Source organism: Thermocrispum sp. (assembly GCF_002919275.1).
In the GTDB taxonomy this organism is placed as follows: domain Bacteria; phylum Actinomycetota; class Actinomycetes; order Mycobacteriales; family Pseudonocardiaceae; genus Thermocrispum; species Thermocrispum agreste.
Genome location: NZ_PKFA01000055.1, coordinates 62725 through 87771 on the forward strand (window position 1 = coordinate 62725; position 25047 = coordinate 87771).

The following is a 25047-nucleotide window of genomic DNA, read 5'->3' on the forward strand; positions in this document are numbered from 1 at the left end:
GCCAGATCTCAGCCGGCGTCGGCTTCGGTGGCGCATTCGACGATCTTGTGCCCTCGCGACACGCGGACGAGCGCAGCCGTCTCCTCCAGCAACATTGCCAGCTCCTCGGCACGGACTGTGGTGAGGCTCGCGACATCGCGGGCTACGCTGTCCAGCGCCCACTGGAGCTGACGCAACACAACAGCTAGCGCCGCATCGGTGCACGTCACTGCGACTGACTCCGGTGGACATCGGCCCCGGCCACAGGCCGCATCTGGCACAGGGATAGCGCTTGTGCGAGTAGTCATACGGGTGCGGCGTACGCATCCACTCCTCTCGGCTCGGCGGCACATCAAGGTCCCCAAGTCGTGGCGCGAACGCGAACCGTTCGAAAGCTCCATTGCCGACGTCCGAGTAGCTAGCCGGGAGCGGCATTGCAACAATGCCTCCAATCGAGTGCCGACTCTGCGCACTGTTTTGACTAGTCTCATGAAATCGCGAAAATGGAGGACGAGAAACGGCCTGCCGGGACATCTGCGGACGTCCTGGGACGCACAGAACTCGGTGGGACGTCCCATGAAGTACCAAGGGGGTGCGGTGCCGAACGAACGGCTACGTGGATGTATCTCAGCAGCCGGACTGACAGTTGCCGAACTCGCTCAGCAAGTAGGCGTGAACCGCAAGACGGTGGAGCGGTGGATCACCACGAACCGGTTGCCTTACCGCGAGCATCGTTGGAAGACGGCCACCATTCTCGGCCGAGACGAAACCTATCTTTGGCCAGAGCTGAACGACGATCCCGTGACCCAAAGGGCATGGAATGCCGAGTTCGTTCAGATCTATCCGAATCGTGGATGCGTTCCGTACACGACGTGGGTTCGACTCATCGACGGCGCAACAGAGGCCCTCGACATCCTGGCCTACGCGGGAAAGTTTCTCTTCGACAGCCGACCAGATCTTGCTGACGTACTGATCGAGAAGGCGAAGGCGGGGACTCGCATTCGCCTTCTTTTCGGCGATCCCGACTTCAGCGAAGTTCGTCGTCGCAGCGAAGAGGAAGGCCTACCCGCTTCCGCACTGTCCACCCGGATAGATATCGTCTTGAACTACGTGCGCAAAGCCATCAACGCACCGGGCATCGAGGTTCGGCTCCATGACACACCCTTGTACAATTCGATCTTTCGCAGCGACACAACGATGCTCGTGAATCTCCACACGTACGGCTCAGGTGCTCCGTTCAACCCCGTGCTTCACCTGCAGCACGTTCCCGGTGGGCGAATCTTCGACCACTACCAACAGAGCTTTCACAAAGTTTGGGACGCCGCCAAGCCTTTCGGAAGCGAGGTAAGCAGCTGACGTGGCACGAGTCGACTACTACTACGATCCGAAAGCTCCCGAAGCCAACAGTGTGGTGCCGTCGGTCACGGTGGCCGTGCAGGACGACGAGGGGCGAATCCTGCTCGTGCACAAGACTGACAACGACCTCTGGGCACTGCCGGGAGGCGGCCACGAGATCGGCGAGTCGATCTCGGCAACGGCGGTCCGGGAAGTCGAAGAAGAGACGGGCGTGACCGTCGAGCTGACGGGCATCGTCGGGCTCTACACGGACCCGAACCACGTCATGGCCTACGACGACGGCGAGGTCCGGCAAGAATTCTCGATCTGCTTCTCGGCGCGGCTGGTCGGCGGTCATGCGCGCGAGGACGGCACGGAGACGAAAGAAGTGCGCTGGGTCGATGTCGACCAGCTCGACCGGCTGAGCATCCACCCGTCCATGCGTCTTCGCATCCAGCACTATGTGGAGAGGAGACCGAAGCCGTTCATCGGATGACGGCGTATGCGCTCCTGGGTTCGCACCACGCACGCCTTCATCGGGTCCGCGGCCCGAAGCCACGCCCGATGAACCGGGTCCTCGGGTGGGTAGCGCCGAAGTATCTCTGCGATTCGCTGCTGATAGCTGACCTGCTCGCCCGCGGGGCCGGTCGTGAGATCCGCCGTGACCAAAGCGTCCATGACCGGGGTGTCTTCGAGCTCGAACTCGGCCAGCTCCGTTCTCAAGTCACGCTCGGCCGCTTCGAACCGCGCCCCTGAATGATGTGCCACCAGGTCGACGACACGGTCCGGATAACCCTCGGCACGAAGGTAGCGGGCACCATCGAGGGGATGAAATCCTGTGTCGACCAGCTCGGCGGCGTATCCGATGTCGTGAAGCCAAGCGGCGGCGATCAGCACCGGCCGCTCTTCGGGCGCCAAGACCGATGCCAACTGAGTCGCCGCACGGGCCACTGCTTGCACATGAGCCCAACGACGCCCCAGCGGCCGCATCAACTGCTCCGCCAGCCCGGCAGACTGGCGCACGAGGTCGGTCATGCTCGTCGCCACTCGCTCGACGTTACCTGCAACATGAAGCGGATCAACCCCGCCGTTCGCCTGAGCCAACCACCGCCGGTGGCCACTGATCCATCGGCTGCGAGCGGCGCCGGCCGACCCGCTGCTGACGATCGTCGGAACTAGTTGGCTGGTTCCGGTGTTTTGGGCTCGACCACCTCGGCCGCCCGATCAGCAATCTCGCAAGCACGCTCTACTGAGTCAGCCTCCACCACGACATCGACTCGCCCCTGCTCGGCAGCGAACGTCACAACACACTCGCCGGAATCATCCTTGATTTGCTTGGCCGGCCGCCCACCGACTTGGCCGTCGACGACCTGATCATTGGGTGTTGTCTTGTAGTTGTCGATCGTCAGCTTCGACCAGATGGCAATCCCCACGACAACGGATCCTTCGGAGGAGTCGCTGCTTTTGGACTGCCTTGTACATGTGTCACTATTGGGACCAACCGAACCTTGATCGACGATCTCAAAACTCTTGTAATTCTTATCCAGTTGATTGACTTCTTCGGTCGTGAGCAACTCGCACGCCACGGCCTTGTCGAGTTGCCCTTCTGGGCTACCCCGACCATCGGATGACTGCGGAGCCAAGCTGGCTGGCGGGGGACTGCTCGGGGTATTCTGACTACCAGCGACAGCCCGTCCCTCTTCGGTGGAGCAAGCCGAGCTCATCGCCAACAATCCTGTCGCCACGGTTGCCGAAACCAGCCGAGCAGAACGGGCCCAGCACCTCATCAAGCCTTCCCTCCGAACGATGTTGCCGCAGAATCATCGAGGCGCCGGTAGTTTTTCATGGCAGCGTCGATGCCTTCTCGATAGTATTGAAGCACTTTCCTCGTCGCCTCGAGTGAATTCTTGGCGGACTGTCCAGCCTCCGCGTAGGCGGGCGCGGCGCTGTTGGATGCGAACGGCGTGTTCCCGATAGGCAGCTGTGCCAGGTACTCGGAGATGGCGCTAGCCTTCTTCAGGCTGTCCTCAGCGTCTTCAAGCTGCCTGATTGCCTTCTGTGCCTGGTCGGGATCGACGGCGAACTTGCCTGCCTTGGCGGCGCCCCGGAATGCCTTGGCTCCTTCGACGGCTGCCGAGTTCTTGGCGCTGGAGCCGAACAGTGCTGCGACGCTACCTCCGATTTTCCGCCAGCGGGAACGGCCGGCCCGGTGGGGACGAAAGCCATGCGTACAACCCCCCTCACACTCAGTACGCGGCGGCCAGCTTACCAACGCTGACCAGGAGAAATAGGCACTTCGGACGAGCATTCGCCCGCCCGTACCATCAGCTGGCACCTGCTCCCAGCGCGGCACACCCCGCCTGGACTTCCGCACCTGGACGTCGACGGCGCCGAAACCCAGCCGCGGCCGCGCGAACAGCCGCAACACACCACGCCCTCGCAGGCCCGGCACGACCGCACCCGAGCCACCGGACCGAACTCGTCCTGCCCGTGATGCGGCTTCTCCAACGAACCGTCGCCAGAACGCGCCCGCCTCGGCACCGTCGCGCTCTTCGGCGCCACGGTCGCCTGTCGCCCACACGCGCCCGGATGACCTCGCAGCCTGGCGGCCGACGCGTGGCCCGGCCGCCCGTCGCCAGCACGCGCCCGGATCGCCTACTTGCCGCCCACGTAGTCCTTGGTGACGATGACGATCACGCCGGGACTGGAGTCCTCGATGCCCGGGAACCGCGGCTCGACCCGCATGCCGAACTCCGCACCGATGGCTTTCGCGGCCGCCTCCTCGCTGGTGCCCGGCCGGTAGTACACCGTGGTCTCGTAGATGATGCCCTGCGAGTAGTTCCCGACCGCGACCACGTTCCAGCCGCGGGACCGCAGGTCGTCGGCCGCGTGCGACGCCAGCCCCTTGATCTTGCTGTTGTTGTAGACGCGGATCGACACCCACTTGTACGCGTCGCCCTTGGCGCCGCCTGCAGGCCGCGCCGAACCGTCGGACGTCCCGCCCCGCGTGCCGTCCCCGGCCCCGCCGGGCTTGCCGGACTCGGGCGGGCGAGCCGACGACCGCGGTGGCTCGGACACCTCCGTGGACTGCTCCGGAGGCCGGCTCGGCTCCGGCTCTTTCGGCGTTGTGCCCGGCTCCTCGTCAGGAGCCGGCGTCTGCGACGTCTCCGGCCGGTCCGGCCGAGGCGAGGCCTGCTCGTCCTCGTCGCCGCTGATCGCGCTGGCCACCCCGATGACGGCCGCGACCGCGGCGATTCCCAGCAACGCCATACCCCCGAGCCGCATCGGCCGAGCTGGTCCCCGATGTGTCATCACAGCTCGATCCCCAACCTGCGGGCACTGCGCTTACGCCTGCGTTCCGCCCGCGTCTTGCGCAGGCGCTTGACCAGCATCGGGTCCGCGCGCAGCGCACGTTCGGTGTCCAGCAACCGGTTCAACAGCTGGTAGTAGCGAGTCGACGACATGCCGAACTGCTCGCGGATGGCCTTCTCCTTGGCGCCTGCGTACTGCCACCACTGGTTCTCGAACGCCAGGATCCGGCGTTCCAGATCAGACAGTTCCGCGGCCGCCGGACCGCGCGGGTCGCCGACAACCGGTGCGACCGCGCCCTCATCGCCCCGGGACATCGACTCCGCAGCGTCCATCCTCCTCCGATCGACTCACCGGCATGCGCCTGAGCTCCACGGCGAAATCACAGGCATGTGATTCCCCACCCGGATTCATTAGATCATGCGGGACCGGCACCCGCCCGGCTCCGGGCCCGGCGCGTCCCGCTTACACTCACCCGCTGTGACCATTCACCCCATCCGCATCGCCGGCGACCCCGTGCTGCACAAGCCGACGCGTCCGGTGGAGAAGTTCGACGAGTCGCTGCGCACCCTCGCCGACGACATGTTCGAGACCATGTACGCCGCGGAGGGCGTCGGCCTCGCCGCCAACCAGATCGGCGTCGATCTGCGCATCTTCGTCTACGACTGCCCGGACGAGGAGCTCGGCGAGCGGCGCAAGGGCCTGGTGGTCAACCCGGTGCTGGAGACCTCCGAACGCCCGGAGACCATGCCGGACCCGGACAACGACTACGAAGGCTGCCTGTCCGTGCCCGGCGAGTCGTTCCCGACCGGCCGCGCCACCTGGGCCAAGGTCACCGGCTTCGACCTGTACGGCAACCCGATCGAGGTCGAGGGCAAGGGCTTCTTCGCCCGCTGCCTGCAGCACGAGACCGACCACCTGGACGGCTACCTCTACCTCGACCGCTTGGTCGGCAGGTACGCCCGCGCGGCGAAGAAGATGATCAAGCGCAGGGGGTGGGGCAAGCCGGGCTTGAGCTGGGACCCCAGCAAGGACAGGCCCGAGGACTGACCGCCCTGCCACGACCGCACCGCGGCCCCGCCCGCCGCGACGTCGGCTTCGGCTCGTCCGGCCGCCCGACGGCGTCCGACGCCGTGACTCGGCACCCGGCCACCTCCCGGGCCGCCGTGTCGGCCATTTCTGCTCGCTGACCGCGAACACCGCTGACACCGGGCATCATTGCAACCCCGCTCACGTTGTAACGGTGTAATCGGCGTTGTGGAGGTGGTCGTCATGCCGGACAGCCGCCGGCCCGATGAATCGCTCGACGAACAAGCACTCGACGCCTACTCGCGCGTGGTCACCTCGGTGGCCCGGCGCCTCACCCCCCAGGTGGCCAGCGTCCGGCTGCCGCACGGCGGTGGGTCGGCCGTGGTGTTCGATCCCGGCCACCTGATCACCAACGCCCACGTCGTCGGCAGCTCCCGGCACGGCACGGCGACGTTCTCCGACGGCTCCGAGGCACCGTTCGAGGTCGTCGGCTCGGACCCGCTCTCCGACCTGGCCGTGCTGCGCGCGGACGGCACGCTGCCCTTCCCCGCCGAACTCGGCAACGCCAACGACCTGGTCGTCGGCCAGCTGGTCGTCGCCGTCGGCAGCCCGTTGGGCCTGTCCGGATCGGTGACCGCCGGGGTCGTCTCCGCGCTCGGCCGGGCGTTGCCCGCCCGGCACGGCCGCACCACCCGGCTGATCGAGGACGTCATCCAGACCGACGCGGCGCTCAACCCGGGCAATTCCGGCGGCGCACTCGCCGATTCCGCCGGGCGCGTGGTGGGCATCAACACCGCGCTGGCCGGCATCGGGGTCGGGCTGGCCGTGCCGATCAACGACACCACGCGCCGGATCATCGGCACGCTGCTGGTCGAAGGCCGGGTCCGGCGCGCGTACCTGGGCATCGTGGGCACCCCCGCTCCGCTGCCCGACGACGTGGCCGAACGCACCGGGCAGCGGGCGGGCCTGCGCATCGTGGAGACCGTGCCCGGTGGCCCTGCCGATGTGGCCGGGCTGCGCGCCGGGGACATCGTCCTGACCGTGGCCCGCACCCCGGTCAGAGACGCGCAAGGCATCCAGCGTCAGCTGTTCGCCGAGGTCATCGGCACCCGCCTTGCCGTGACCGTGCTGCGCAACGGTGCCATGGTCGACGTCTTCGCCACACCGACCGAGCTCACCGTCGGCTGACGCTCAGCCGCGCGGGCGACCTGCTGGGTCGATCCGGAACACCGGGAACCCGGGCGCGGCCGACCGCAGCCGCTCGTCCGGGGCGTCCTTGGTCAGGTCGCCGAGGAAGCCCTTGACCTCCCACGCCCAGCGGCGCAGGTACTCGCGCAGCACCGGCAGCTTGTCCTCGTCGGCCACCTCGCTCGCGGTGAACACCTCGGTCCGCTTGCCGACCCGCAACTCGGCCCGCCCGGCCACCCGCAGGTTCTTCACCCACTGCGTCTGGCCCCGCGGCGCAACCAGATACCTTCGACCGCCCACCTTCAGCGGATTGACCGGCACCCGCTGGATCCTGCCGGTCTTGCGGCCCGGCACGGCCAGCTCCCGGCTGCCCGCCACGCTCACGCCCAGCCGGGTCAGCCGGACGACGAACCAGTTGAACACTCGCGTCGCCCGATCCGGCGCGACATATCGCTCGGCCATGCGTCCACCTTTCGTGGGCCTGGCCACCACGCTAGCGCCGACCTTGAACCGATGCAGGAGACCATGGCAAGGTCGAAAGCCGACAACTGCACAAAACCACGCGGGAGCTCGCGCCGTACTCGTACCAGCGGGCTGAGAGGGCGGCTGATGTCCACGCGGACTCGGTGCCGCCGACCGCACGAACCTGTCCGGGTAATGCCGGCGTAGGGAGGAAAAGCGTGTCAACGCTGAGTGATTCGACGCGGCTGAACGACGTCAAGCCCACCATCACCACCGGACCGATCCCGGGATCGCGCAAGCACTACATCACCACCGAACGGCGTGGCTTGCGCGTGCCGGTGCGGCGGATCGACCTGACCAACGGCGATCACTTCGACGTCTACGACACCTCCGGCCCGTACACCGATCCGGACGCGGAGATCGACGTGCACCGGGGACTGCCCAAGCTGCGTCAGCCGTGGATCGACGGCCGGGAGCACAACACCCAGCTCGGCTACGCCAAGGCCGGGATCGTCACCGAGGAAATGGAGTTCATCGCCGCACGCGAGCGGGTCAGCCCGGACTTCGTGCGGGACGAGGTGGCCGCGGGCCGCGCGGTCATCCCGGTCAACCGCAAGCACCCCGAGTCCGAGCCGGCGATCATCGGCAAGAACTTCCTGGTGAAGGTCAACGCCAACATCGGCAACTCGGCGGTGTGGTCGTCGGTGGAGGAAGAGGTCGAGAAGATGGTGTGGGCCACCCGCTGGGGGGCGGACACCGTGATGGACCTGTCCACCGGCAAGCGCATCCACGAGACCAGGGAGTGGATCCTGCGCAACTCCCCGGTGCCGATCGGGACCGTGCCGATCTACCAGGCGCTGGAGAAGGTCAAGGGCGACCCGGCCAAGCTGAGCTGGGAGGTGTACCGGGACACCGTCATCGAGCAGGCCGAGCAGGGTGTGGACTACATGACGGTGCACGCCGGCGTGCTGCTGCGCTACGTCCCGCTCACCACCAACCGGGTCACCGGCATCGTCTCCCGCGGCGGGTCGATCATGGCCGCCTGGTGCCTGGCGCACCACAAGGAGTCGTTCCTCTACACCCACTTCGAGGAACTCTGCGAGATCTTCCGCGAGTACGACATCACGTTCTCGCTCGGCGACGGCCTGCGGCCCGGCTCGATCGCCGACGCCAACGACCGCGCGCAGTTCGCGGAGCTGGAGACGCTGGGCGAGCTGACCAAGATCGCCCGTGAGCACGACGTGCAGGTGATGATCGAGGGCCCCGGCCACGTGCCGATGCACAAGATCAAGGTCAACGTGGAGCTGGAGGAAAAGCTCTGCGGGGAAGCGCCGTTCTACACGCTCGGCCCGCTGGCCACCGACATCGCCCCGGCCTACGACCACATCACGTCGGCCATCGGCGCGGCGCAGATCGGCTGGCACGGCACCGCGATGCTGTGTTACGTCACGCCGAAGGAACACCTGGGCCTGCCGAACAAGGACGACGTGAAGACCGGCGTGATCACCTACAAGATCGCGGCGCACGCGGCCGACCTGGCCAAGGGCCACCCCTACGCCCAGGAGTGGGACGACGAGCTGTCCAAGGCGCGGTTCGAGTTCCGCTGGGAGGACCAATTCAACTTGTCGCTGGACCCCGAGACGGCGCGCGCCTACCACGACGAGACGCTGCCCGCGGAACCGGCCAAGACCGCGCACTTCTGCTCCATGTGCGGACCGAAGTTCTGCTCGATGCGGATCACCCAGGACATCCGGGAGTACGCCGCCGAGCACGGCCTGGAGACCGTGGAAGCGATCGAGGCAGGCATGGCGGCCAAGGCACGCGAGTTCACCGAGAAGGGCAGCAAGGTCTACCTGCCGGTGGAGCCGGTGACCGGCGACGGTGCGGCGGCAGGCGCGGAAAGCGGCAGGCCATGACCGGGCGGCCGACGCCGAAGAAGGCCCTCACCATCGCCGGTTCCGATTCCGGCGGTGGCGCGGGCCTGCAGGCGGACTTGCGGACGTTCTTCGCCAACGGCGTGCACGGCATGTCGGCCGTCACCGCCGTGACGGTGCAGAACTCGGTCGGGGTGACCGGTGTCGCGGAGATCCCGCCGGAGACCGTCGCCGCGCAGATTCACGCGGTGGCCTCCGACATCGGGGTGGACGCCGCCAAGACCGGCATGCTGGCCACCGCGGAGATCATCACCGCGATCGCCAAGGCGGTCGACGAAGTGGGCATCGGCCGCAACGGCAGCGTTCCGCTGGTGGTCGACCCGGTGGCGGCCTCCATGCACGGCGACCCGCTGCTGCGGGAAGAGGCGATGGAGGCCATCCGCGGGTTGATGTTCCCGCGCGCGACGCTGGTGACGCCGAACCTGGACGAGGTCCGTCTGCTGGTCGGCATCGACGTCCGCACCCGCGAGCAGCAGCGCGAAGCGGCCAGGGTGTTGCACGAGCTCGGCCCGCAGTGGGTGCTGGTCAAGGGTGGCCACATGCGCGACGCCCCGGAGTGCACCGACCTGCTCTTCGACGGCACCACGTTCACCGAACTGACCGGCCCGCGCTACGACACCGACAACACCCACGGCGGCGGGGACACCCTGGCGGCAGCCATCACGTCGGCGCTGGCCAAGGGCGCGTCGGTGCCGGAGGCCGTCCGGCACGGCAAGCAGTTCATCGAGCGCAGCGTGCAAGCGTCCTACCCGCTGGGCGCCGGGGTCGGCCCGGTGTCGCCGCTGTGGGTGCTGGACGACGTGCACGGCCGCTGACCATTCGGCGGCGCCGGCGACGGCACCGGGCATCCGGCGGTCCTCGCCGGCGTCGCCACGCTCAGCGAGCAACGCGTCACAGATGTCCGCCATCCGATGATCATCGGACGTTACGGCCGTTACGATGCGGACATTCACCACGCAGCCGATGACGTAGGGATCCCCGGGTGACGCCACGCGAACGAGTCAGTGCGCTGGTCGATCACCCGTACTTCCAACGGTTCATCGTCACGGTGATCGGCATCAACGCGGCGCTGCTGGCCGTGCAGACCTCCGCATCGCTGGAGCGGCACTATCACGACCTGATCGCCGCGCTGGACACCATGGCGCTGGCGATCTTCGTCGTCGAGCTGGCGTTGAAACTGTACGCGCAGCGGTCGGCGTTCTTCCGTGACCCATGGAACGTGTTCGACTTCGCGATCGTGGCGATCGCGCTGATACCCGCCAGCGGGCCGTTCGCGGTCCTGCGCGCCCTGCGAGTGCTGCGGGTGCTGCGCCTGGTGTCCGCGGTCCCGCCGCTGCGCCGGGTGGTGAGCGCGTTTCTGCGCGCCATCCCCGGCATGGTGTCGATCATCGCGCTGGCCACGCTGGTGATCTTCGTCGCGGGCGTGATGGGCACCGCCCTGTTCGCCGAGGCGTCCCCGCACTATTTCGGCGACCTGGGGCGTTCGCTGTTCTCCCTGTTCCAGACCATGACCGGGGAGTCGTGGCCGGACATCGCCGAGGAAGTGATGGCTGCCCAGCCGCTGGCGTGGATCTTCTTCGTCGTCTACATCCTGGTTTCCAGCTTCGCGGTGCTGAACCTGTTCATCGCGGTCGTGGTCAACGAGATGGAACAAGAGGTGCGCGCCGACATCCGGGCGGAGGAACAGCAGCACGCCGACGAGCTGGCCGCCGACCACGAGCGCATCAGCGCCGAGCTGGCGGCGATCCGCCAGGACCTCGCCGCGCTGCGCAACCGACTCAGCGGATGAGCCGTCTCAACCAAGACGTTCAGCTGGAGCGACCGCACGCTTCATGCCGACACAGTGCACCCGGGAGGACGCAGATGCAGTGGCGTGACCGCCTGGCCGCGGCGGTGGAGAACCGCCGTTTCCAGCAGTTCATCATCGCGGTCATCGTGTTCAACGCGATCACTCTGGCGATGGAGACGTCCGAGTCGATCATGGCGGGCAGCGGCGACCTGCTGCACGTGCTGGACAAGATCGTGCTGGCGATCTTCGTCGCCGAGCTGGTGGCCAAGCTGGTGGCCTTCGGCCCGCGCTTCTTCTCGGACGGCTGGAACGTCTTCGACCTCGTGGTGGTGGTGATCGCGCTGGTTCCGGCCAGCGGCCCGTTCGCCGTGCTGCGTGCCCTGCGCGTGCTGCGGGTGCTGCGGCTCATCTCGGCTGTGCCTGCCATGCGCAAGGTGGTCTCCGGGCTGCTGTCGGCGATCCCCGGCATGGCGTCCATCGTGGCGCTGCTCGGCCTGGTGCTGTTCGTCTCCGCGGTGATGGCCACCAACCTGTTCCGCGACGTGGCCCCGCAGTACTTCGGCGATCTGGGCACGTCCCTGTTCGCGCTGTTCCAGATCATGACCGGGGAGTCCTGGCCGGACATCGCCGACGCCGTGATGGCCGAGATGCCGCTGGCCTGGATCTTCTTCGTGATCTACATCCTGATCTCGACGTTCGCGGTGCTGAACCTGTTCATCGCGGTGGTGGTCAACGCGATGGAGGCGCAGCTGCGTGAGGAGATGCACCAGGAAGGCGAGCAGCACCACCAGGAGCTGGCCGATTCGAACGCGACGATCCTCGCGGAGCTGCAAGCGCTGCGGGCGGAGGTGGCCCAGCTGCGCGCCGGGCTGGACGGCCAGCGGGTGTCCGCCACCGACGGCGCGAACTGACGGCCTGCGCGCCCCGTGACCGGCTGCGCGACCCGCGAGCCCGGCTTCCTGCCGACGAAGTGACCGCCTGCGGCCCCTCCGATCGATCCCGGCCGGGGAGTCCCCTGGAATGTGCGTCGTGTCGCTGACGCGGTGAGTCGCCGCGCCGGAGTGCCCGGCGGCGGTTGCCCGAGCATGAGCCCGGCCCGACCTGGTCGAGGCGGTGCCGGCTGGACGGCTCACGCCGGCGGACGAGCAGACGAGCCCTGCGGGAAGGTGCCCGGGTCGTGCCAGGTGCAGCGCAACCGGCACCGGCTGCGGCAGCCGATGACGAGTTTGGCATTGTTGATCTTCCGGACGACGACCCCGAGATCGAGCGTTTCGCGCGTTTCGACCGGTCACTGCGCCGCCTGGCACCACTGTTTGCCGACGTCTTGCCTACCCGTTCCGGAGCCCTTGTCCGGGGAGCACGCCGGCCCGCCTCGTCCCCGCCTCTGCCCGGCAGGCCGGTGCGTTGTCCCGGGCGCCGAGACGACGAGAAAGGGGAAGTGTGCATGTCGAACGTGCGCAGGATGGTGGGCACGTTGCTGGCGGCGGTGGTGGCCGCGGTCGTTTTCTGGGCGTCCGGCCAGACGGAGGAGCAGGGGCCGGTTTCGGCGCCCGGCGAGGTGGCGGTCTCCGAGCAGTCCGCTGACGTGGCGGCGTTGCTCGACGAGATTCCGACCCGGCCGGAAACCGGCCACCGCACCTACGACCGTGAGGAGTGGCGGCACTGGATCACGGTGACCGGTGATCCGCGCTGGCGGGCATGGGTCGGGGATCGCACCGGCTGCAACACCCGCGAGGCGGTGCTGATCCGGGACGGCTGGAAAGTGCGCACCGGCGAGGGCTGCCGGATCACCGACGGCAGCTGGCGCACCAGCTACGACAACCGCAGGCACCCCTCCCCCGAGTCGATCGACATCGACCACCTGGTGCCGCTGGCCGAAGCCCACCAGTCGGGCGCAGCGAACTGGCCTGCCGAGAAGAAGGAGCGCTTCGCCAACGACCCGCGGAACGTGCTGGCCGCGAGCGGCACGCTCAATCGCGCCAAGGGCGACAAGGACCTGGCCGAGTGGCTGCCCGAGCGCAATCGCTGCACCTACGTCTCGGAGTGGGTGTCGATCAAGAAGGAGTACGGGCTGGCGATGGACGCCCGCGAAAAGGACACCGCCCGGCGGATCTTGTCCAGCCCGGCCTGCTGGAAGGACCAGCCGAACTGACCGGCAGGGCCCGGAACACCGTCGTCGACCTTGCCGGTGAGCCGGGACTCGATCTTGCGCGCGGGGTGCATCGGCGGCCCCTTCGCCCTGACGATTCCCAGTGGAGCGCCACCTGTGGCGATCGCGGCCCAGCCGCGCACAGGCAGCGCCATCGCGCTCGCGGCGGGCGTGGTCACATCGCGACCGGCGCACGCACCCGACAAGATCGAAACGTCACCGCGGCCGGACAGATCGCAATCAGACGCACGCAGCCGGCCAGAACACGAACCCGCCGCGCACGCCCGGCCGGATCACGGTCAGGCACACGCAGCCGGGCGAGAACGCGCACCCGCCGCGCGCGGCCATCGCGGTCAGCGCGGCGGGCTGGATGCCTGCGCCCAGAACCGCTTCGGCACGCGGCCGGACAACCTGGCGTAGCGTCCCGCGATCACCGCATGCCGCATCGCCGTCGCCATGCCCACCGGGTCCTCGGCACGCGTCACCGCGGTGGACAGCAGCACGGCGTCGCACCCGAGCTCCATGGCCAGCGCGGCGTCCGATGCGGTGCCGATGCCCGCGTCCAGGATGATCGGGACCGATGCCCGCGCCACGATGAGCTCGATGTTGTGCGGGTTGCGGATCCCCAGCCCGGTGCCGATCGGCGCGCCGAGCGGCATCACCGCGGCGCACCCGGCCTCTTCCAGCTGCAACGCCAGCACCGGGTCGTCGTTGGTGTAGACCAGGACGGTGAAGCCGTCCGCGACCAGCCGTTCGGCTGCCTCCAGCGTCTCCACCGGGTCGGGCAGCAGCGTCCGGTCGTCGGCGTGCACCTCGAGCTTGACCCAGTTCGTCTCCAGCGCGTCCCTGGCCAGCTGGGCGGTCAGCACCGCGTCCGCGGCGCTGCGGCACCCTGCGGTGTTCGGCAGCACCTTGATGCCCAGCCTGCGGATCAGGTCCAGCACGCCCGACCCGCCCTCGGCGTCGGCGCGGCGCATGGCCACCGTGGTCAGCTGCGTGCCGGACGCTTCCAGGGTCCGTTCCAGCACGCTGAGGCTGCTCGCCCCACCGGTGCCGATGATCAGCCGTGATTCGAACTTCTCGTCGCCGATCACCAGCGGGTCCTGCGGCGTGGAGTCCACCGTCAGCCTCCTTGCACGGCGCTGAGGATCTCCACCCGAGCGCCATCCGACAACGTCGTGTCCGCCCACGTGCTGCGGGCCACGACATGACCGTTCATCGCCACCGCCACACCGGGGCGCGCGGCACCGAGCTCCTCCAGCAGCGCGGCGACCGTCGTCTCCGGGGCGACCTGGCGCGTCTCGCCGTTGACCTCGACCTCGATCACACCGATGCCTCCTTCCTGGCCCTGGCCGGATCGGCCGCACGGGCAGCGCCCGGCGGCTCGTCGTCCTCCAGCAGCGCGACCACGGCGTCCGCCGTGACCGGTGCGTGCAGCAGACCGTTGCGGTAATGACCGGTCGCCACGATCACGCCGTCGGACAGCCTGCCGATCAGCGGCAGGTTGTCCGTGCTGGCCGAGCGCAGCCCGGCGGCGGCCTCGGTCAGCTCGTACTCGGCCACGCTCGGGTAGACCCGCTCCGCCGCGTCCAGCAGCTCGCGCACGCCACCGGCGGCCACCGTCTCGTCGAAGCCGGCCTCGTACTGGGTGGCGCCGACGACGACCTCGCCGTCGGTGCGCGGCACCAAGTACAGCGGCCGGTTCTCCACCACCGCCCGGACGGTCAACGGCGGGGGCGGCAGGCTGGTGCGGCGGGCCCGGAGCCGCAAGATCTCGCCCTTGAGCGGGCGCACCAGGTCCTTCAGCTCGCGGTGCAGCATGCCGGTGCGGGCCCCGGCGGCCAGCACCACTTCGTCGTACGCGAACTCTCCGCTGCCGGTGCGGACCGTGGCCGGCTCCACCGCCTCGACCCACTCGTGCCGGAACCGCACTCCGCGGTGATCGCACGCGCGCTGCAGCGCGCGGAGCAACTTGCGGTTGTCCACCGCCAGGTCGCCGGGCACCCACAGCCCGATCCGCAGCCTGCTGGACAGCCCGGGGACCCGTTTCCGCAGCTGGCGCCGGTCGACCAGCTCGGCGCCACGGCCCACCCGACGCAGGTATCCGGCCAGCACCTCCAGCTGCGCCGCGTCGCCGGGGTCCCATGCGGCGATCACCGTGCCCGCGGTGTTCATCACCGGGTCGGCGCCGTCGGTGGTCAGCTCGCGCACGAATCGCGGCCAACGGGCCAGCGACTCCTCGCCGAGTTCCAGCACGGCTTCCTCGCCGGGCCACGCCTCGGCCACCGGGGCGAGCATGCCCCCGGCCACCCACGAGGCGCCCGCGGCGGGCTTGGGGTCGAACAACGTCACCGCGTGGCCTGCCGCGGCGGCTCGCCACGCGACGGAAAGCCCGATCACCCCGCCCCCGACGACGGCAACACGGGCTCCATTGCGGGTGTCGGTCGTCATGATCACGCTCCCTGCGCCGGCATGACCCGGATCAGGTTCCACGGTCGGAGCCGCAGCTCCCTCTCAGCCCGCATACGCAGGCTCCCGTGCGGACGCCTCAACCGTAGCGTGACCGGACGCACCGGCGCCAACTTCGCCACCGTGGCACTTCCCACGTTGCGGTACGCGGCGCGCGCCGAAAGCCGCGGGATGCACGGGCGTGGCCTGCTCCGCAGCACATACCGGCGGCCAGGGCCGCTCGTGGCGGGCCAGGTACCGTGACGACGTGCCTGGAGCAAACGGCGATCAGATCCGCGCCCGGTTGGCCGAGGCCCGGCTGTACTTGTGCACCGACGCCAGGGGCTCACGCAGCGAGCTGGCCGAGTTCGCCGATGCGGCGCTGGCCGGCGGGGTGGACATCATCCAGCTGCGGCACAAGCCCGGCGGCGTGCCGCTGGAAGCGCGCGAGGAGCTGGCCGCGCTCGAGGTCCTGGCCGAAGCATGCGAGCGGCACGGTGCGCTGCTGGCGGTCAACGACCGCGCCGACGTGGCGTTGGCGGCCGGAGCCGACGTCTTGCACCTGGGTCAGGACGATCTCCCGGTGGCGCTGGCGCGCCGGGTGGTGGGCGACGAAATGGTCGTCGGCCTGTCGTCCCACTCGGTCGAGCAGGCGACGGCGGCCGCCGCGGCCGACGGCGTGGACTACTTCTGCACCGGGCCGTGCTGGCCGACCCCGACCAAACCAGGACGGCCTGCGCCCGGTCTCGGCCTGGTTCGCGCGGTGGCGGAGGCGAATCCGGCGCGGCCGTGGTTCGCCATCGGCGGCATCGACCACCAGCGCTTGCCCGCCGTCCTCGACGCCGGCGCCCGCCGCATCGTCGTGGTGCGGGCCATCACCGAGGCCGAGGATCCGACGGCAGCCGCTCGCACGCTCAAGGACGCGCTGCTCTCGCACTGATTCGTTCCCCGGCCGGGTCGCCAGCACACTGCGGCGGAGCTACGCAGCGCCACGGGCGCCATCGGCCGGCTACGGCAACGGGCGGCCGGCTCACGGCCCAGCACACACCACCCGCCACAACCCCTGCTCACTCGACCGGCCGCCACAACGGCCAGCCGACCCACGCGCCCAGCACACACGGCCCGCCACAACCCCGTGCTCACTCGGCCGGCGGCTGCTGCTGGGCCGGGCGCTCGTTCTGCCCCTGCTGTGGCGGCAGCTCCTCCTCGGGCTGCTCTTGCGGCGTCGAAGGCGGCGCCGGTGCGCTGGACGCCGGCGGCTCGCTCGTCGCAGGCGGCTGCGGCTGCTGAGGGTTCTGCGGAACCTCCGGCGACTGCGGCTCCTGCTCGTCCTCGGTGCTCTCGTCCTGCTCCGGCGGAGCCTCGGGTGTGCCGGACTCCTCGGTCTTCTGGGGAGCCGGACGCTCCTGTTGGTCATCACCGTCGGGCTGGCCGCCGAGCACGTTGGTGATCGTCCGCCCCTGCTCCCCGGACAGCGTGTTCCCGGTCAGCATCTCGATACCGGTGATCACCGCCATGCCCAGCACGAACGCCGCCACGGATCCGCCGATCACCACACCCCAGCGAACACGGCGGCGCGGCTTGGACGTCTCGTCGGCCTCGTCCGCGTCCGTGGTGTCGTCGGAAACGCGCGGGAGGTACACCGTGGGCGCATCCGGGTCGACCACATCACCCTGCGCCCCCATGCGGCGCGTCGGGTCCGGATCGGCTGACTGCCCGGGCCGCATGACGCGGGTGGAGTCATGCGCCCACTGCTGCTGAGCAGGCAGCACTTTGGTGCCGTCCTGAGCTGCGCCCTGTTGCCGGGCCAAGACCCGGGTGCGCTCATCTTCGTGCCGGGCAGGCATCACTCGCGTGCCGTCCTGCCCCCAGCGCCGCTGCTCGGGCAACGCCTGGGTGCGTTCGTCGTCCCGGCCGCGCACGTAGACCCGCCCCGCCACCTTGGCCAGCGCGGCATGTTTGGTCCGCTTGGCCGCTTCCTTGGTGCGCTCCAGCGAGCGCAGGTAGAGCTCACTGCCGATGGTGGTGCCCAGACTGAGCAGGCCCGCGCCGATGACGGTGCCGTACACCCCGATCTGCGCACCGATGAACGCGGCCGTGATGGCGGCCAGTGCGCCAGCCACGACCTGGGCGGGCCGGAGTCCGTCCCGTTCCCTTTCCTTCGACACTCGCCAACATCCCAACGAATCGCGGCTGCACTCTCCACACCGTCAACGTTCCGGTCCCGGCAATAGTTGCCGGACGTAACGGACACCACGCACATCCGTCCACAATGGACTCAATTTGCCAACGCCGCCCGCTCGTCCCCCGCGCTGCCTTACGCTTGCCCGCGCAGCGAAGGCAATCTGGAGGACATGCGCTTGATCACCATCGACGACATTCGCGCCGCCGCCGACCGGATCGGCGACAAGGCCGTGCACACTCCCCTGCTCCGCCAGGTGTGGGACGGCCGCGAGCTGTGGCTCAAACCGGAGAACCTGCAGCCGGTCGGCGCGTTCAAGGTGCGCGGCGCCGTCAACGCGCTGGCCGCGCTGGACGAGACCACGCGGGCACGCGGGGTGGTCAGCTATTCCAGCGGCAACCATGCCCAGGCGGTCGCCTACGCGGCGCGGCAGTTCGATGTGCCTGCCACCATCGTCGTGCAGGAAGGCGCGCCGGAGGTGAAAGTCGCCGCCACCAAGGCCTACGGCGCACAGGTCGTCGAAGCCCCGATGGCGGAGCGCAGCGCGGTCGCCCATCGGCTGGCCGAGCGGCTGGACCGGGTGATCATCGCCCCGTTCGATCACGCCGACGTCATCGCCGGGCAGGGCACCGTCGGGCTGGAGATCGCCGAGGACCTGCCGGACGTGCGCACCGTCCTGGTCCCCGTCTCCGGCGGCGGGCTGGCGTCCGGGGTCGGGGTCGCCATCACCACCTTGTGCCCCAACGCCCGGGTCATCGGCGTCGAGCCGGAACTGGCAGGTGACACCGCCGAGTCCCTGCGCGCCGGGCGGCTGGTGCGGTGGGACCCCGCCGATCGCGCCCGCACCATCGCCGACGGCCTGCGAGCCGAGCCGTCCCAGCTGACGTTCGCGCACCTGCGGGCGACGCTGGACGGCGTGGTCACCGTGACCGAGGACGAGATCCGGCAGGCGATGCGGGTGCTGGCCACCCGGGCCAAGCTGGTCGCCGAGCCGTCCGGCGCGGTCAGCACCGCGGCCTGGCTGTTCCACCAGCACGAACTGCCCGCCGGGCCGACGGTGGCGATCGTCAGCGGGGGCAACGTCGATGCTCGTCTGCTGGCCGAGGTGCTGACGGAGCAGACTCAGTGACGGGGTGCCGGATGCCCGGATGCCCGTCCGGCAGCGCCCGGTGCAGCACCCATCCGCTGACCGCGATGACCGTAGCCACCAGCGGCCAGCTCAGCACCGTCCTGGCGACCCCGAGCGCCACCACGTACCCGCCCCACCACAGCACGCCGAACACCACGACCCGGATCACGTACTGCGCGACCCAGACCCAGCTGGCCAGCGAGTAGGCGCGCAGCAACGCCGGATCCCTCCGCCACCGCGTCTTCTGCCCCAGCAGCGTTCCGACGACGACACCGAGCAGCGGCCAGCGGATCAGGATGCTCGCCGCCCAGGTCAGTGCGCTGGCGATGTTGGCGAGCACTTGCAGCAGGAAGAAGTCCTGGGCCCGGCCGGTGTACAGCGCGATCAGCGCGGCGGCCACCACGGCCGTCAGGCTGACGACCACGGCGGCGACCCGCTGGCCGCGGACCAGCCGGACGACGCCGAGCAGCACGGCGACGGTGATCGCGGCCGCGGCGCCCCAGCCGATCGAGTTTCCGGACACCAGCCACCCCAGCACGAACGCGACGGGCGGAATGCTGGCGTCGAGGGCACCCCGGCGGCCACCGAGCACCGTCGCCAACGACTCCGGACGGACTGCGGCACTCACGCGTCCAGCCTGCCGCAAAAAGCCAAGGAAGGTAAGCCTTACTTTCCTTGCCGTGATGCGTCGAACGTCCGTGTGATCAATCCGGCAGCATGACGTGCGCCGGCGTTTGCCCTCGTCAGGGTCGTGCGGGGAGCTGGACAGGCTACTATGGCGATGTTCGTCCGGATTACTGGTAGTGGCGAAAGTCGCGTTCAATCCGGCATTCTCGTCTTGATCGGTGCACGCCCCGAAGGGGTCCCGTGGCGTGCTGCCTTGCCGTGAACGTCGTCGCGCAGTGACCCGCCGGGAAGGAGAAGGGAGACTCTGCATGCATCGGTTCACCAGCTTCATGGCCTTGGGCGACAGCTTCACCGAGGGTATGAACGATGAACTGCCTGACGGCACCTTCCGCGGCTGGGCCGACCGCGTCGCAGAGATGCTTGCCAAGGACAATCCCGGATTCTCCTACGCCAACCTCGCGATCCGCGGCAAGACGCTGCGCCAGATCATCGACGAACAGCTCCCGGTGGCGCTGGAGGCGCGCCCGGACCTGGTGACCGTGTGCGCAGGCGGCAACGACATCATCAAGCCGGGCTCGAACGTCGACCTCGTCGCCGAGATGTTCGACGGCATGATCCGGCAGCTGGTCGAGGCGGGCATCGATGTGCTCATGTTCACCGGTCCGGACCCCCGCCAGGTCTCGGTGGTCAACCGGCTGCGCGGCAAGGTGGCGCTGTACAACGCGCACCTGCACGCCATCGCGCAGAAGTACCGCACCCGCGTGGTCGACTTGTGGGCGATGGACGTGCTGCGGGACCCGCGTGCGTTCAGCGAGGACAGGCTGCACTTCAGCCCGGAGGCGCACCGCCGGATCGCGCTGCGGGTGGCCGAGGAGCTGGGCCTGCCGGTGGAGGAGGACTGGCGGGAGCCGTGGCCGAAGCCGGCCCGCCGCCGGGACTGGCTGCGCGCCCGCCGCGACGACCTGGTCTGGGCGCGCACGCACTTCTGGCCGTGGCTGGTGCGGCAGATCCGCGGCGTGTCCACCGGCGACGGCCTGCAGCCGAAGCGGCCGAAGCTGATGCCGCTCAAGCCGCCCGCCCAGCTCACCGGCGACAGCGAGATGGTGAACGCGGCAGGCTGACGCCGACGCCGCCGCGGGCCGGGACAGCACTCGGCCCGGCCCCGAGAGGACCATTTCAGCCCCGCCCTGCACGGCGGGGCTGACGCATGTCGGGACAAGGACGCGGCCTGCTCCTGCCGGTCGATCCGCGGCCGAATCACCCTCCGCGTGGTGCTCCGGTCCATTACCCTGAGCCTGCTGGGAACCAGGGCGGAGAGCCGGGCGTCCGATCGGATGTCGCGAGCGACGGACCCGAAGGGAACAGGGGACTCCATGACGGTCAAGGATCAGGGCTACGAGATCGACCCGGACAAGATGCGCCAGGCGATCAAGCTCGCCGAGGACATGCTGGAGGAGCTGGAGAACCGCAACGAGCAGATCGCCGAGATGCTCGACCTCCCCGCGGCCGCCGCAGACCAGGTGTCCACCCAGTACCACGCCGGCCAGAAGGTCGCCAATCGCAACTCGCAGCTGCTCACCAACCAGGCGTATCAGCAGGCGTTCTCCGCGCAGGTGGCATACCTCAACCAGCTGATCCCGCAGCTGCGCAACGCGTTGACCACCTACGAATCGATGGAGCAGGCCACCGCCGACTCCATGCGGGACCCGGGACGGCAGCTGTGACCGGCCGCCCGCTCCGGGGAGCTTAGGGGGATTCCATGGACTGGAAAGAAGTCGCCACCACCGTAGGCAACACCGCGCTCGCGATCAACCCGATCACCGCCCCGTTCTATCTGGGCTGGGCCATCTTCGGCAGCGACGACCTGACCGAGGTGCACAAGGCGCTGCCGATCTATCTCGCCGTCAAGGAGGGGACCCCCGAGCCCTTGTTCACCGCGTCGCGCCTGGCCGACGAGCATTCGCGCAAGCAGGACGAGTTCGCCGTGAACGCCGACAAGCTTCGCCTCCTGCTCGACGGCGCGTGGCGTGGCGAGGCCGCCGAGAAAGCGAACAAGAAGATCAAGAAGCTGGCCGAGGAAGCCCGCAAGACGAGCCAGTCGCTGCAGCAGAACGCGCAGAGCTTCCACAACCAGGGCAACAACTTCTCCGACTTGCGGAAGAACATGAAGCACATGGACGACCCTCCGCCGGAGGGTGCGGGTTTCCTGGACCGCCTTGCGCCGTGGGACACCGCGGCCGAGGAGGCGGTCGAGCGGAACCAGGAAGCGGCGCGGCACAATCTCGCCCTCTACGAGAAGTACGAGAAGACCACGAAGTCCAACGCCGAACAGCTGACCGACAAGTACGGCAACGCGGGCAACCCGGGGCAACAGAACAACCCGTACCAGTACGACCCGAACCAGCACGACGAGCAGCGCCGCCGCATGGAAGAAGAGGCGCGGCGCCGTCAGGAAGAGGCGCAACGGCAGGCCGACGAGGCCAGGCGTCGCATGGAGGAAGAGGCCCGCCGCCGTCAGGAGGAAGCCCGGCGGCAGGCCGAAGAAGCCCGCCGCCGCATGGAAGAAGAAGCGCGGCGCCAGCAGGAGGAAGCGCGCCGCCGCCAGGAAGAAGCCCAGCGGCAGGCCGAAGAAGCCCGCCGCCGCATGGAAGAAGAGGCACGGCGCCAGCAGGAGGAAGCGCGCCGCCGCCAGGAAGAAGCCCAGCGGCAGGCCGAAGAAGCCCGCCGCCGCATGGAAGAGGAAGCCCGCCGCCAGCGGGAGGCCGCCGAGGAGCAGGCGCGGCGTGCCCGCGAAGCACTGAGGACCAGCTCGTTCTCGCCGGGCGAGTTCAAGCCGGGTGAGTTCAAGCCGGGCAAGTTCGGCGGCACGTCGGCCTCCAGCTTCTCGCCGTCGGACTTCGCCGGTTCCGGTGTGGGCGGTGGCGCAGGCAGCCTGTCACCGGGGGCCTTCGGCGGCAGCGGGGCGGCGTCCGGGGCACCCACCGGCGACGGGCGTGCCAGTGGCGCGGTCGGATTCGGCTCGGGTGCGGCCGGTGGTGCCGCTGCGGCCGCGGCCGGTCGCGCGGCAGGCATGGGCGGCATGCGCGGCGGCATGCCGATGGGCATGATGGGCGGCGCGGGTGCCGCGGGCAACAGGGGCGAAGACAAACAGCACAAGCGCAAGTACATGGCGACCGAGGACCCGAACAAGTTGTTCGGAACCGACGAGAAGTCCGTCCCCCCGGTGATCGGTGACAAATGAGCATCATCAACGACATCGTCCAGCTGCCGCTGATCGGCGTGGACTGGCTGTGGAACTCGCTCGACCCCGGCCGGCCTCACCCGGCCCTTGGCCTGGGTGACATGTACGTCTCCGAGGACGATCGGCCCCGCATCGCCGGCGTCGTCGACGACGTGCTCGCCAAGCAGCAGCTCGGCTCGCTGGACGAGCCGGCGCCGGAGCTGGTGGAGACCCTGCGCCTGCTGGCCACGGCCACCGACGAGTACTACGCGTGGGTCAACGGCCTCACGGTCGGCTTCACGGGCGCGATCCTGGTGTCCGGCAACGGCAAGGAAGCGGTGCGGATGGTGCGCGACCAGCAAGCCATGGCGCTGGCGCCGGTGCCTGCGGAGAAGCTGCTCGACGAGTTCCTCGACTCGATCAGGCCGGCCGAGGGAGCGAAGATCCCCCAGCTGAGCGTGCCCAAGGCGGGCTTCTCCGTGGAGGAGGACACCGCGGTCGACGAAGTCGTGGACGACGAGTTCTCCATCTACGAGGGCGGCGACGACGACGTCGACCCGGCCGCCCGGCTGCGGGAGCTGATGCGCGCCAAGCGCGAGGCGATCTTCCAGGTCTACACCGCGAAGCGTTCCGGCGGCTCCGGCCGCAAGAAGGTGGGCCCGTACGCGGTGGTCGACATCGTGGACGAGGGGCGCGTGGTCACGTTCGTGGACGAGTCGGGCGCGGAGCCGACGATCAAGTGCCTGCCCGGCGGCCGCGACGATCTGGTCAAGGTGCTGAAGGAAGCGAACGCGGCGCTCGGCTGAGTCACAAGCCGGGAAGTCGTGCGTCGTGGGCAGGCGCGCCCTTGTCGCGCGTCCCGGACAGCCTGGCCAGCCCGCCGACGTCGAGAAACGCCTCGTCGGTCGAGATGCCTTCGACCACCGGGGTGATGTCGCGGAACACGTCGAAGGCCGCCTCGCCGGCGGACACGTAGGCCTGCATCCGGGGTGGCACCACCACCGCGCGGTGCGGTGTGGATGCCTGACCGGCCAGCACGATCCGTCGGTACGGGCTAGGCCGGGAATGTCCGCGCCGCGGGCCGGCGCCCGAGACCCGGCGTACCCGCACGCACTGGCACCCTCCCACGACACGACACACCGCGACCAGCCAGGCCAGGCCCAGGCAGGCACGCCCCAGACCAGCACCCAAGACCCGACGTGCCCGCACGCACTGGCACCCTCCCACGACACGACACACCGCGACCAGCCAGGCCAGGTCCACGTAGGCGCTCGTGTGGTGTGATCACCGGGCAGGCGCCGAGTGGGCGCGTGCCTGAGACAGGCCGTGCCTGATCGTCCGATCCGGGCAACTCCGAGTCGTCCTGGTATGTCGCGGCCGGGAGGACCGGCGTGTGCCTCCGCCGCATCGAGGGTGGCCCGTGCACGCGCCCAGCCCCACGACAACCCCGGACACCCGTTGAGCGTGACTGCCCGGCCCCGCGCCGACACCTCCTGATGTTCGGCCGTGCGGTCGTCATGTCATGACTGCTTCGAACTCGCGGATCATGGCCACGGAGCCGACGCCACGGTCGTCGTGCGCGTCACCCGGGACAACCTGCACACATGGGAAAGCGGCCGGCACATCCCCTACGTGCCGGCCGCTTTCGGACCCCCGGTCGTCGCCTGTATCCCTCCGTGCACGGTGGTTGGCCCCCAGGCCACACCGTGCCACGGCGTCCTGACCCCCTCCGTGCTCTGCAGGACCGCCGTGTGCGACGTCCGTTCACTCATTAAGAGTCGCGAGGGGGGCCAAAGGTTCCCTCGCCACCCGAACTTTTTTCCCGCGGTGGGCGAAAGCCCCCGCTCAGGGGCAGAAAGAAGGTCCGCTCAGTCCTCTTCGACGATGAGCGGGTAGACACCGTTCTCGTCGTGCACCTCACGGCCGGTCACCGGCGGGTTGAACACGCACACGGTGCGCATCTCGGTCTTCGGCCGCAGTTCGTGCTTGTCGTGGTCGTTGAGCAGGTACAGCGAGCCCGGCCGCAGCTGATGGGTCTCGCCGGTGCCCAGGTCGGTCAGCTCCCCTTCACCGGAGACGACGAACACCGCTTCGATGTGGTTGGCGTACCAGAATCGGTTCACCGTGCCCGCCTTGAGCACGGTCTCGTGCACCGAGAACCCCGCCTTGTCCCTGGCCAGCACGATGCGCTTGCTGCGCCAGTTCTCCGTCTCCACGTCGGCGTCGGTGCCGGTGATCTCGTCGAGGTGGCGGACGATCACGCCTCT

28 protein-coding genes, 1 pseudogene and 1 riboswitch are annotated in these 25047 nt (G+C 69.1%); of the genes and pseudogenes, 15 read left to right on the top strand and 14 right to left on the bottom strand.

Annotation, left to right across the window (positions count from 1 at the left end; translation table 11 throughout):
- Nucleotides 1-8 precede the first annotated feature (8 nt).
- On the bottom strand, nucleotides 9-209 hold the full coding sequence (locus tag CXP56_RS13690; RefSeq protein WP_156899334.1) for a hypothetical protein: 201 nt from the start codon (nucleotides 207-209) through the stop codon (nucleotides 9-11).
- Between the two features lie 346 nt (nucleotides 210-555).
- Here CXP56_RS13690 and CXP56_RS13695 point away from each other — a divergent pair, with 346 nt between their 5' ends.
- Together CXP56_RS13695 and CXP56_RS13700 are read left to right on the top strand one after the other, a co-directional pair.
- Nucleotides 556-1335, top strand: a complete 780-nt coding sequence (locus CXP56_RS13695) for a helix-turn-helix domain-containing protein (RefSeq protein ID WP_286901351.1) — start codon at nucleotides 556-558, stop codon at nucleotides 1333-1335.
- 1 nt (nucleotide 1336) lies between these two features.
- Nucleotides 1337-1810 carry an NUDIX hydrolase gene (locus CXP56_RS13700; protein ID WP_028848655.1) on the top strand — a complete coding sequence of 158 codons (474 nt, stop codon included), beginning with the start codon at nucleotides 1337-1339 and terminating at the stop codon, nucleotides 1808-1810.
- Here the strand turns inward: CXP56_RS13700 and CXP56_RS13705 are convergent.
- The 5 genes from CXP56_RS13705 to CXP56_RS13725 all read right to left on the bottom strand — a co-directional run bounded on the left by CXP56_RS13705 (nucleotide 1774) and on the right by CXP56_RS13725 (nucleotide 4958).
- A complete protein-coding gene (locus CXP56_RS13705) occupies nucleotides 1774-2361 on the bottom strand; it encodes an HDIG domain-containing metalloprotein (RefSeq protein ID WP_286901354.1) in 588 nt (195 codons plus the stop codon). The two genes, CXP56_RS13700 and CXP56_RS13705, sit on opposite strands and share 37 nt — an antisense overlap.
- Before the next feature lie 128 nt (nucleotides 2362-2489).
- Entirely contained in the window at nucleotides 2490-3101 is a 612-nt protein-coding gene (locus tag CXP56_RS13710) for a DUF3558 family protein (RefSeq protein WP_353744560.1), read from the bottom strand.
- Nucleotides 3101-3742: a hypothetical protein gene (locus CXP56_RS13715; RefSeq protein WP_286901358.1), complete on the bottom strand. Its 642-nt coding sequence runs from the start codon at nucleotides 3740-3742 to the stop codon at nucleotides 3101-3103. Before CXP56_RS13715 ends, CXP56_RS13710 begins: the two co-directional genes overlap by 1 nt.
- A 227-nt stretch (nucleotides 3743-3969) precedes the next feature.
- Entirely contained in the window at nucleotides 3970-4584 is a 615-nt protein-coding gene (locus CXP56_RS13720) for a LytR C-terminal domain-containing protein (RefSeq protein ID WP_286901360.1), read from the bottom strand.
- A 41-nt stretch (nucleotides 4585-4625) separates the two neighbouring features.
- On the bottom strand, nucleotides 4626-4958 hold the full coding sequence (locus CXP56_RS13725; protein WP_028848652.1) for a DUF3263 domain-containing protein: 333 nt from the start codon (nucleotides 4956-4958) through the stop codon (nucleotides 4626-4628).
- Between the two features lie 145 nt (nucleotides 4959-5103).
- Between CXP56_RS13725 and CXP56_RS13730 the strand changes: the two genes are divergently transcribed.
- A complete protein-coding gene (locus CXP56_RS13730) occupies nucleotides 5104-5673 on the top strand; it encodes a peptide deformylase (RefSeq protein WP_028848651.1) in 570 nt (189 codons plus the stop codon).
- A gap of 222 nt (nucleotides 5674-5895) precedes the next feature.
- Nucleotides 5896-6840, top strand: a complete 945-nt coding sequence (locus CXP56_RS13735) for a S1C family serine protease (protein ID WP_286901361.1) — start codon at nucleotides 5896-5898, stop codon at nucleotides 6838-6840.
- Between the two features lie 3 nt (nucleotides 6841-6843).
- Here the strand turns inward: CXP56_RS13735 and CXP56_RS13740 are convergent, their stop codons facing one another.
- Nucleotides 6844-7302, bottom strand: a complete 459-nt coding sequence (locus CXP56_RS13740; RefSeq protein ID WP_028848649.1) for a nitroreductase/quinone reductase family protein — start codon at nucleotides 7300-7302, stop codon at nucleotides 6844-6846.
- Between the two features lie 218 nt (nucleotides 7303-7520).
- Between CXP56_RS13740 and thiC the strand changes: the two genes are divergently transcribed.
- The 5 genes from thiC (at nucleotide 7521) to CXP56_RS13765 (ending at nucleotide 13177) form a co-directional block, all read left to right on the top strand.
- Nucleotides 7521-9218 (top strand): phosphomethylpyrimidine synthase ThiC, encoded by a 1698-nt coding sequence (gene thiC / locus CXP56_RS13745; protein WP_084609337.1) that lies wholly within the window; start codon nucleotides 7521-7523, stop codon nucleotides 9216-9218.
- Nucleotides 9215-10051, top strand: coding sequence for a bifunctional hydroxymethylpyrimidine kinase/phosphomethylpyrimidine kinase (gene thiD, locus CXP56_RS13750; protein ID WP_028848647.1), 837 nt, complete (start codon nucleotides 9215-9217; stop codon nucleotides 10049-10051). Before thiC ends, thiD begins: the two co-directional genes overlap by 4 nt.
- 167 nt (nucleotides 10052-10218) lie before the next feature.
- Nucleotides 10219-11025, top strand: a complete 807-nt coding sequence (locus CXP56_RS13755; RefSeq protein WP_286901364.1) for an ion transporter — start codon at nucleotides 10219-10221, stop codon at nucleotides 11023-11025.
- 74 nt (nucleotides 11026-11099) lie between these two features.
- Entirely contained in the window at nucleotides 11100-11936 is an 837-nt protein-coding gene (locus tag CXP56_RS13760; protein WP_286901365.1) for an ion transporter, read from the top strand.
- Nucleotides 11937-12469: 533 nt separating this feature from the next.
- The gene (locus CXP56_RS13765; protein WP_286901366.1) at nucleotides 12470-13177 is read left to right on the top strand and encodes an HNH endonuclease family protein; all 708 of its coding nucleotides are present in this window, start codon (nucleotides 12470-12472) and stop codon (nucleotides 13175-13177) included.
- A gap of 350 nt (nucleotides 13178-13527) precedes the next feature.
- Here CXP56_RS13765 and CXP56_RS13770 read toward each other — a convergent pair whose 3' ends face one another.
- The 3 genes from CXP56_RS13770 to thiO all read right to left on the bottom strand — a co-directional run bounded on the left by CXP56_RS13770 (nucleotide 13528) and on the right by thiO (nucleotide 15625).
- Nucleotides 13528-14295 (bottom strand): thiazole synthase, encoded by a 768-nt coding sequence (locus CXP56_RS13770; RefSeq protein ID WP_245566715.1) that lies wholly within the window; start codon nucleotides 14293-14295, stop codon nucleotides 13528-13530.
- A 2-nt stretch (nucleotides 14296-14297) separates the two neighbouring features.
- On the bottom strand, nucleotides 14298-14501 hold the full coding sequence (gene thiS, locus CXP56_RS13775; RefSeq protein WP_353744561.1) for a sulfur carrier protein ThiS: 204 nt from the start codon (nucleotides 14499-14501) through the stop codon (nucleotides 14298-14300).
- Nucleotides 14498-15625 (bottom strand): glycine oxidase ThiO, encoded by a 1128-nt coding sequence (gene thiO, locus CXP56_RS13780; RefSeq protein ID WP_286901367.1) that lies wholly within the window; start codon nucleotides 15623-15625, stop codon nucleotides 14498-14500. Before thiO ends, thiS begins: the two co-directional genes overlap by 4 nt.
- Nucleotides 15617-15723, bottom strand: a riboswitch (TPP riboswitch). It overlaps the preceding gene by 9 nt.
- Before the next feature lie 167 nt (nucleotides 15724-15890).
- On the opposite strand from thiO, the gene thiE reads away from it, so the two are divergent.
- Nucleotides 15891-16562, top strand: coding sequence for a thiamine phosphate synthase (gene thiE / locus CXP56_RS13785; RefSeq protein WP_028848642.1), 672 nt, complete (start codon nucleotides 15891-15893; stop codon nucleotides 16560-16562).
- A gap of 199 nt (nucleotides 16563-16761) precedes the next feature.
- On the opposite strand, the gene CXP56_RS13790 is transcribed toward thiE, so the two are convergent.
- On the bottom strand, nucleotides 16762-17790 hold the full coding sequence (locus CXP56_RS13790) for a hypothetical protein (RefSeq protein ID WP_286901369.1): 1029 nt from the start codon (nucleotides 17788-17790) through the stop codon (nucleotides 16762-16764).
- Between the two features lie 186 nt (nucleotides 17791-17976).
- On the opposite strand from CXP56_RS13790, the gene CXP56_RS13795 reads away from it, so the two are divergent.
- Nucleotides 17977-18933 (top strand): threonine ammonia-lyase, encoded by a 957-nt coding sequence (locus tag CXP56_RS13795; RefSeq protein ID WP_028848640.1) that lies wholly within the window; start codon nucleotides 17977-17979, stop codon nucleotides 18931-18933.
- Here the strand turns inward: CXP56_RS13795 and CXP56_RS13800 are convergent.
- On the bottom strand, nucleotides 18872-19561 hold the full coding sequence (locus CXP56_RS13800) for a DUF3159 domain-containing protein (protein ID WP_038045496.1): 690 nt from the start codon (nucleotides 19559-19561) through the stop codon (nucleotides 18872-18874). The genes CXP56_RS13795 and CXP56_RS13800 overlap by 62 nt on opposite strands.
- Nucleotides 19562-19868: 307 nt before the next feature.
- Between CXP56_RS13800 and CXP56_RS13805 the strand changes: the two genes are divergently transcribed.
- The 4 genes from CXP56_RS13805 (at nucleotide 19869) to CXP56_RS13820 (ending at nucleotide 23586) form a co-directional block, all read left to right on the top strand.
- The gene (locus CXP56_RS13805; RefSeq protein WP_028848639.1) at nucleotides 19869-20681 is read left to right on the top strand and encodes an SGNH/GDSL hydrolase family protein; all 813 of its coding nucleotides are present in this window, start codon (nucleotides 19869-19871) and stop codon (nucleotides 20679-20681) included.
- 252 nt (nucleotides 20682-20933) lie between these two features.
- Nucleotides 20934-21284, top strand: a complete 351-nt coding sequence (locus CXP56_RS13810) for a PE domain-containing protein (RefSeq protein ID WP_028848638.1) — start codon at nucleotides 20934-20936, stop codon at nucleotides 21282-21284.
- Between the two features lie 35 nt (nucleotides 21285-21319).
- The gene (locus CXP56_RS13815; protein WP_286901370.1) at nucleotides 21320-22801 is read left to right on the top strand and encodes a hypothetical protein; all 1482 of its coding nucleotides are present in this window, start codon (nucleotides 21320-21322) and stop codon (nucleotides 22799-22801) included.
- Entirely contained in the window at nucleotides 22798-23586 is a 789-nt protein-coding gene (locus tag CXP56_RS13820) for an ESX secretion-associated protein EspG (protein ID WP_028848636.1), read from the top strand. The genes CXP56_RS13815 and CXP56_RS13820 overlap by 4 nt, the downstream gene beginning before the upstream one ends.
- A gap of 49 nt (nucleotides 23587-23635) precedes the next feature.
- On the opposite strand, the pseudogene CXP56_RS13825 reads toward CXP56_RS13820, so the two are convergent.
- Nucleotides 23636-23785, bottom strand: a pseudogene (locus tag CXP56_RS13825) (Y-family DNA polymerase); the annotation flags it as partial.
- Nucleotides 23786-24648: 863 nt separating this feature from the next.
- A complete protein-coding gene (locus CXP56_RS13830; RefSeq protein WP_028848634.1) occupies nucleotides 24649-25041 on the bottom strand; it encodes an ectoine synthase in 393 nt (130 codons plus the stop codon).
- Between the last annotated feature and the right edge of the window lie 6 nt (nucleotides 25042-25047).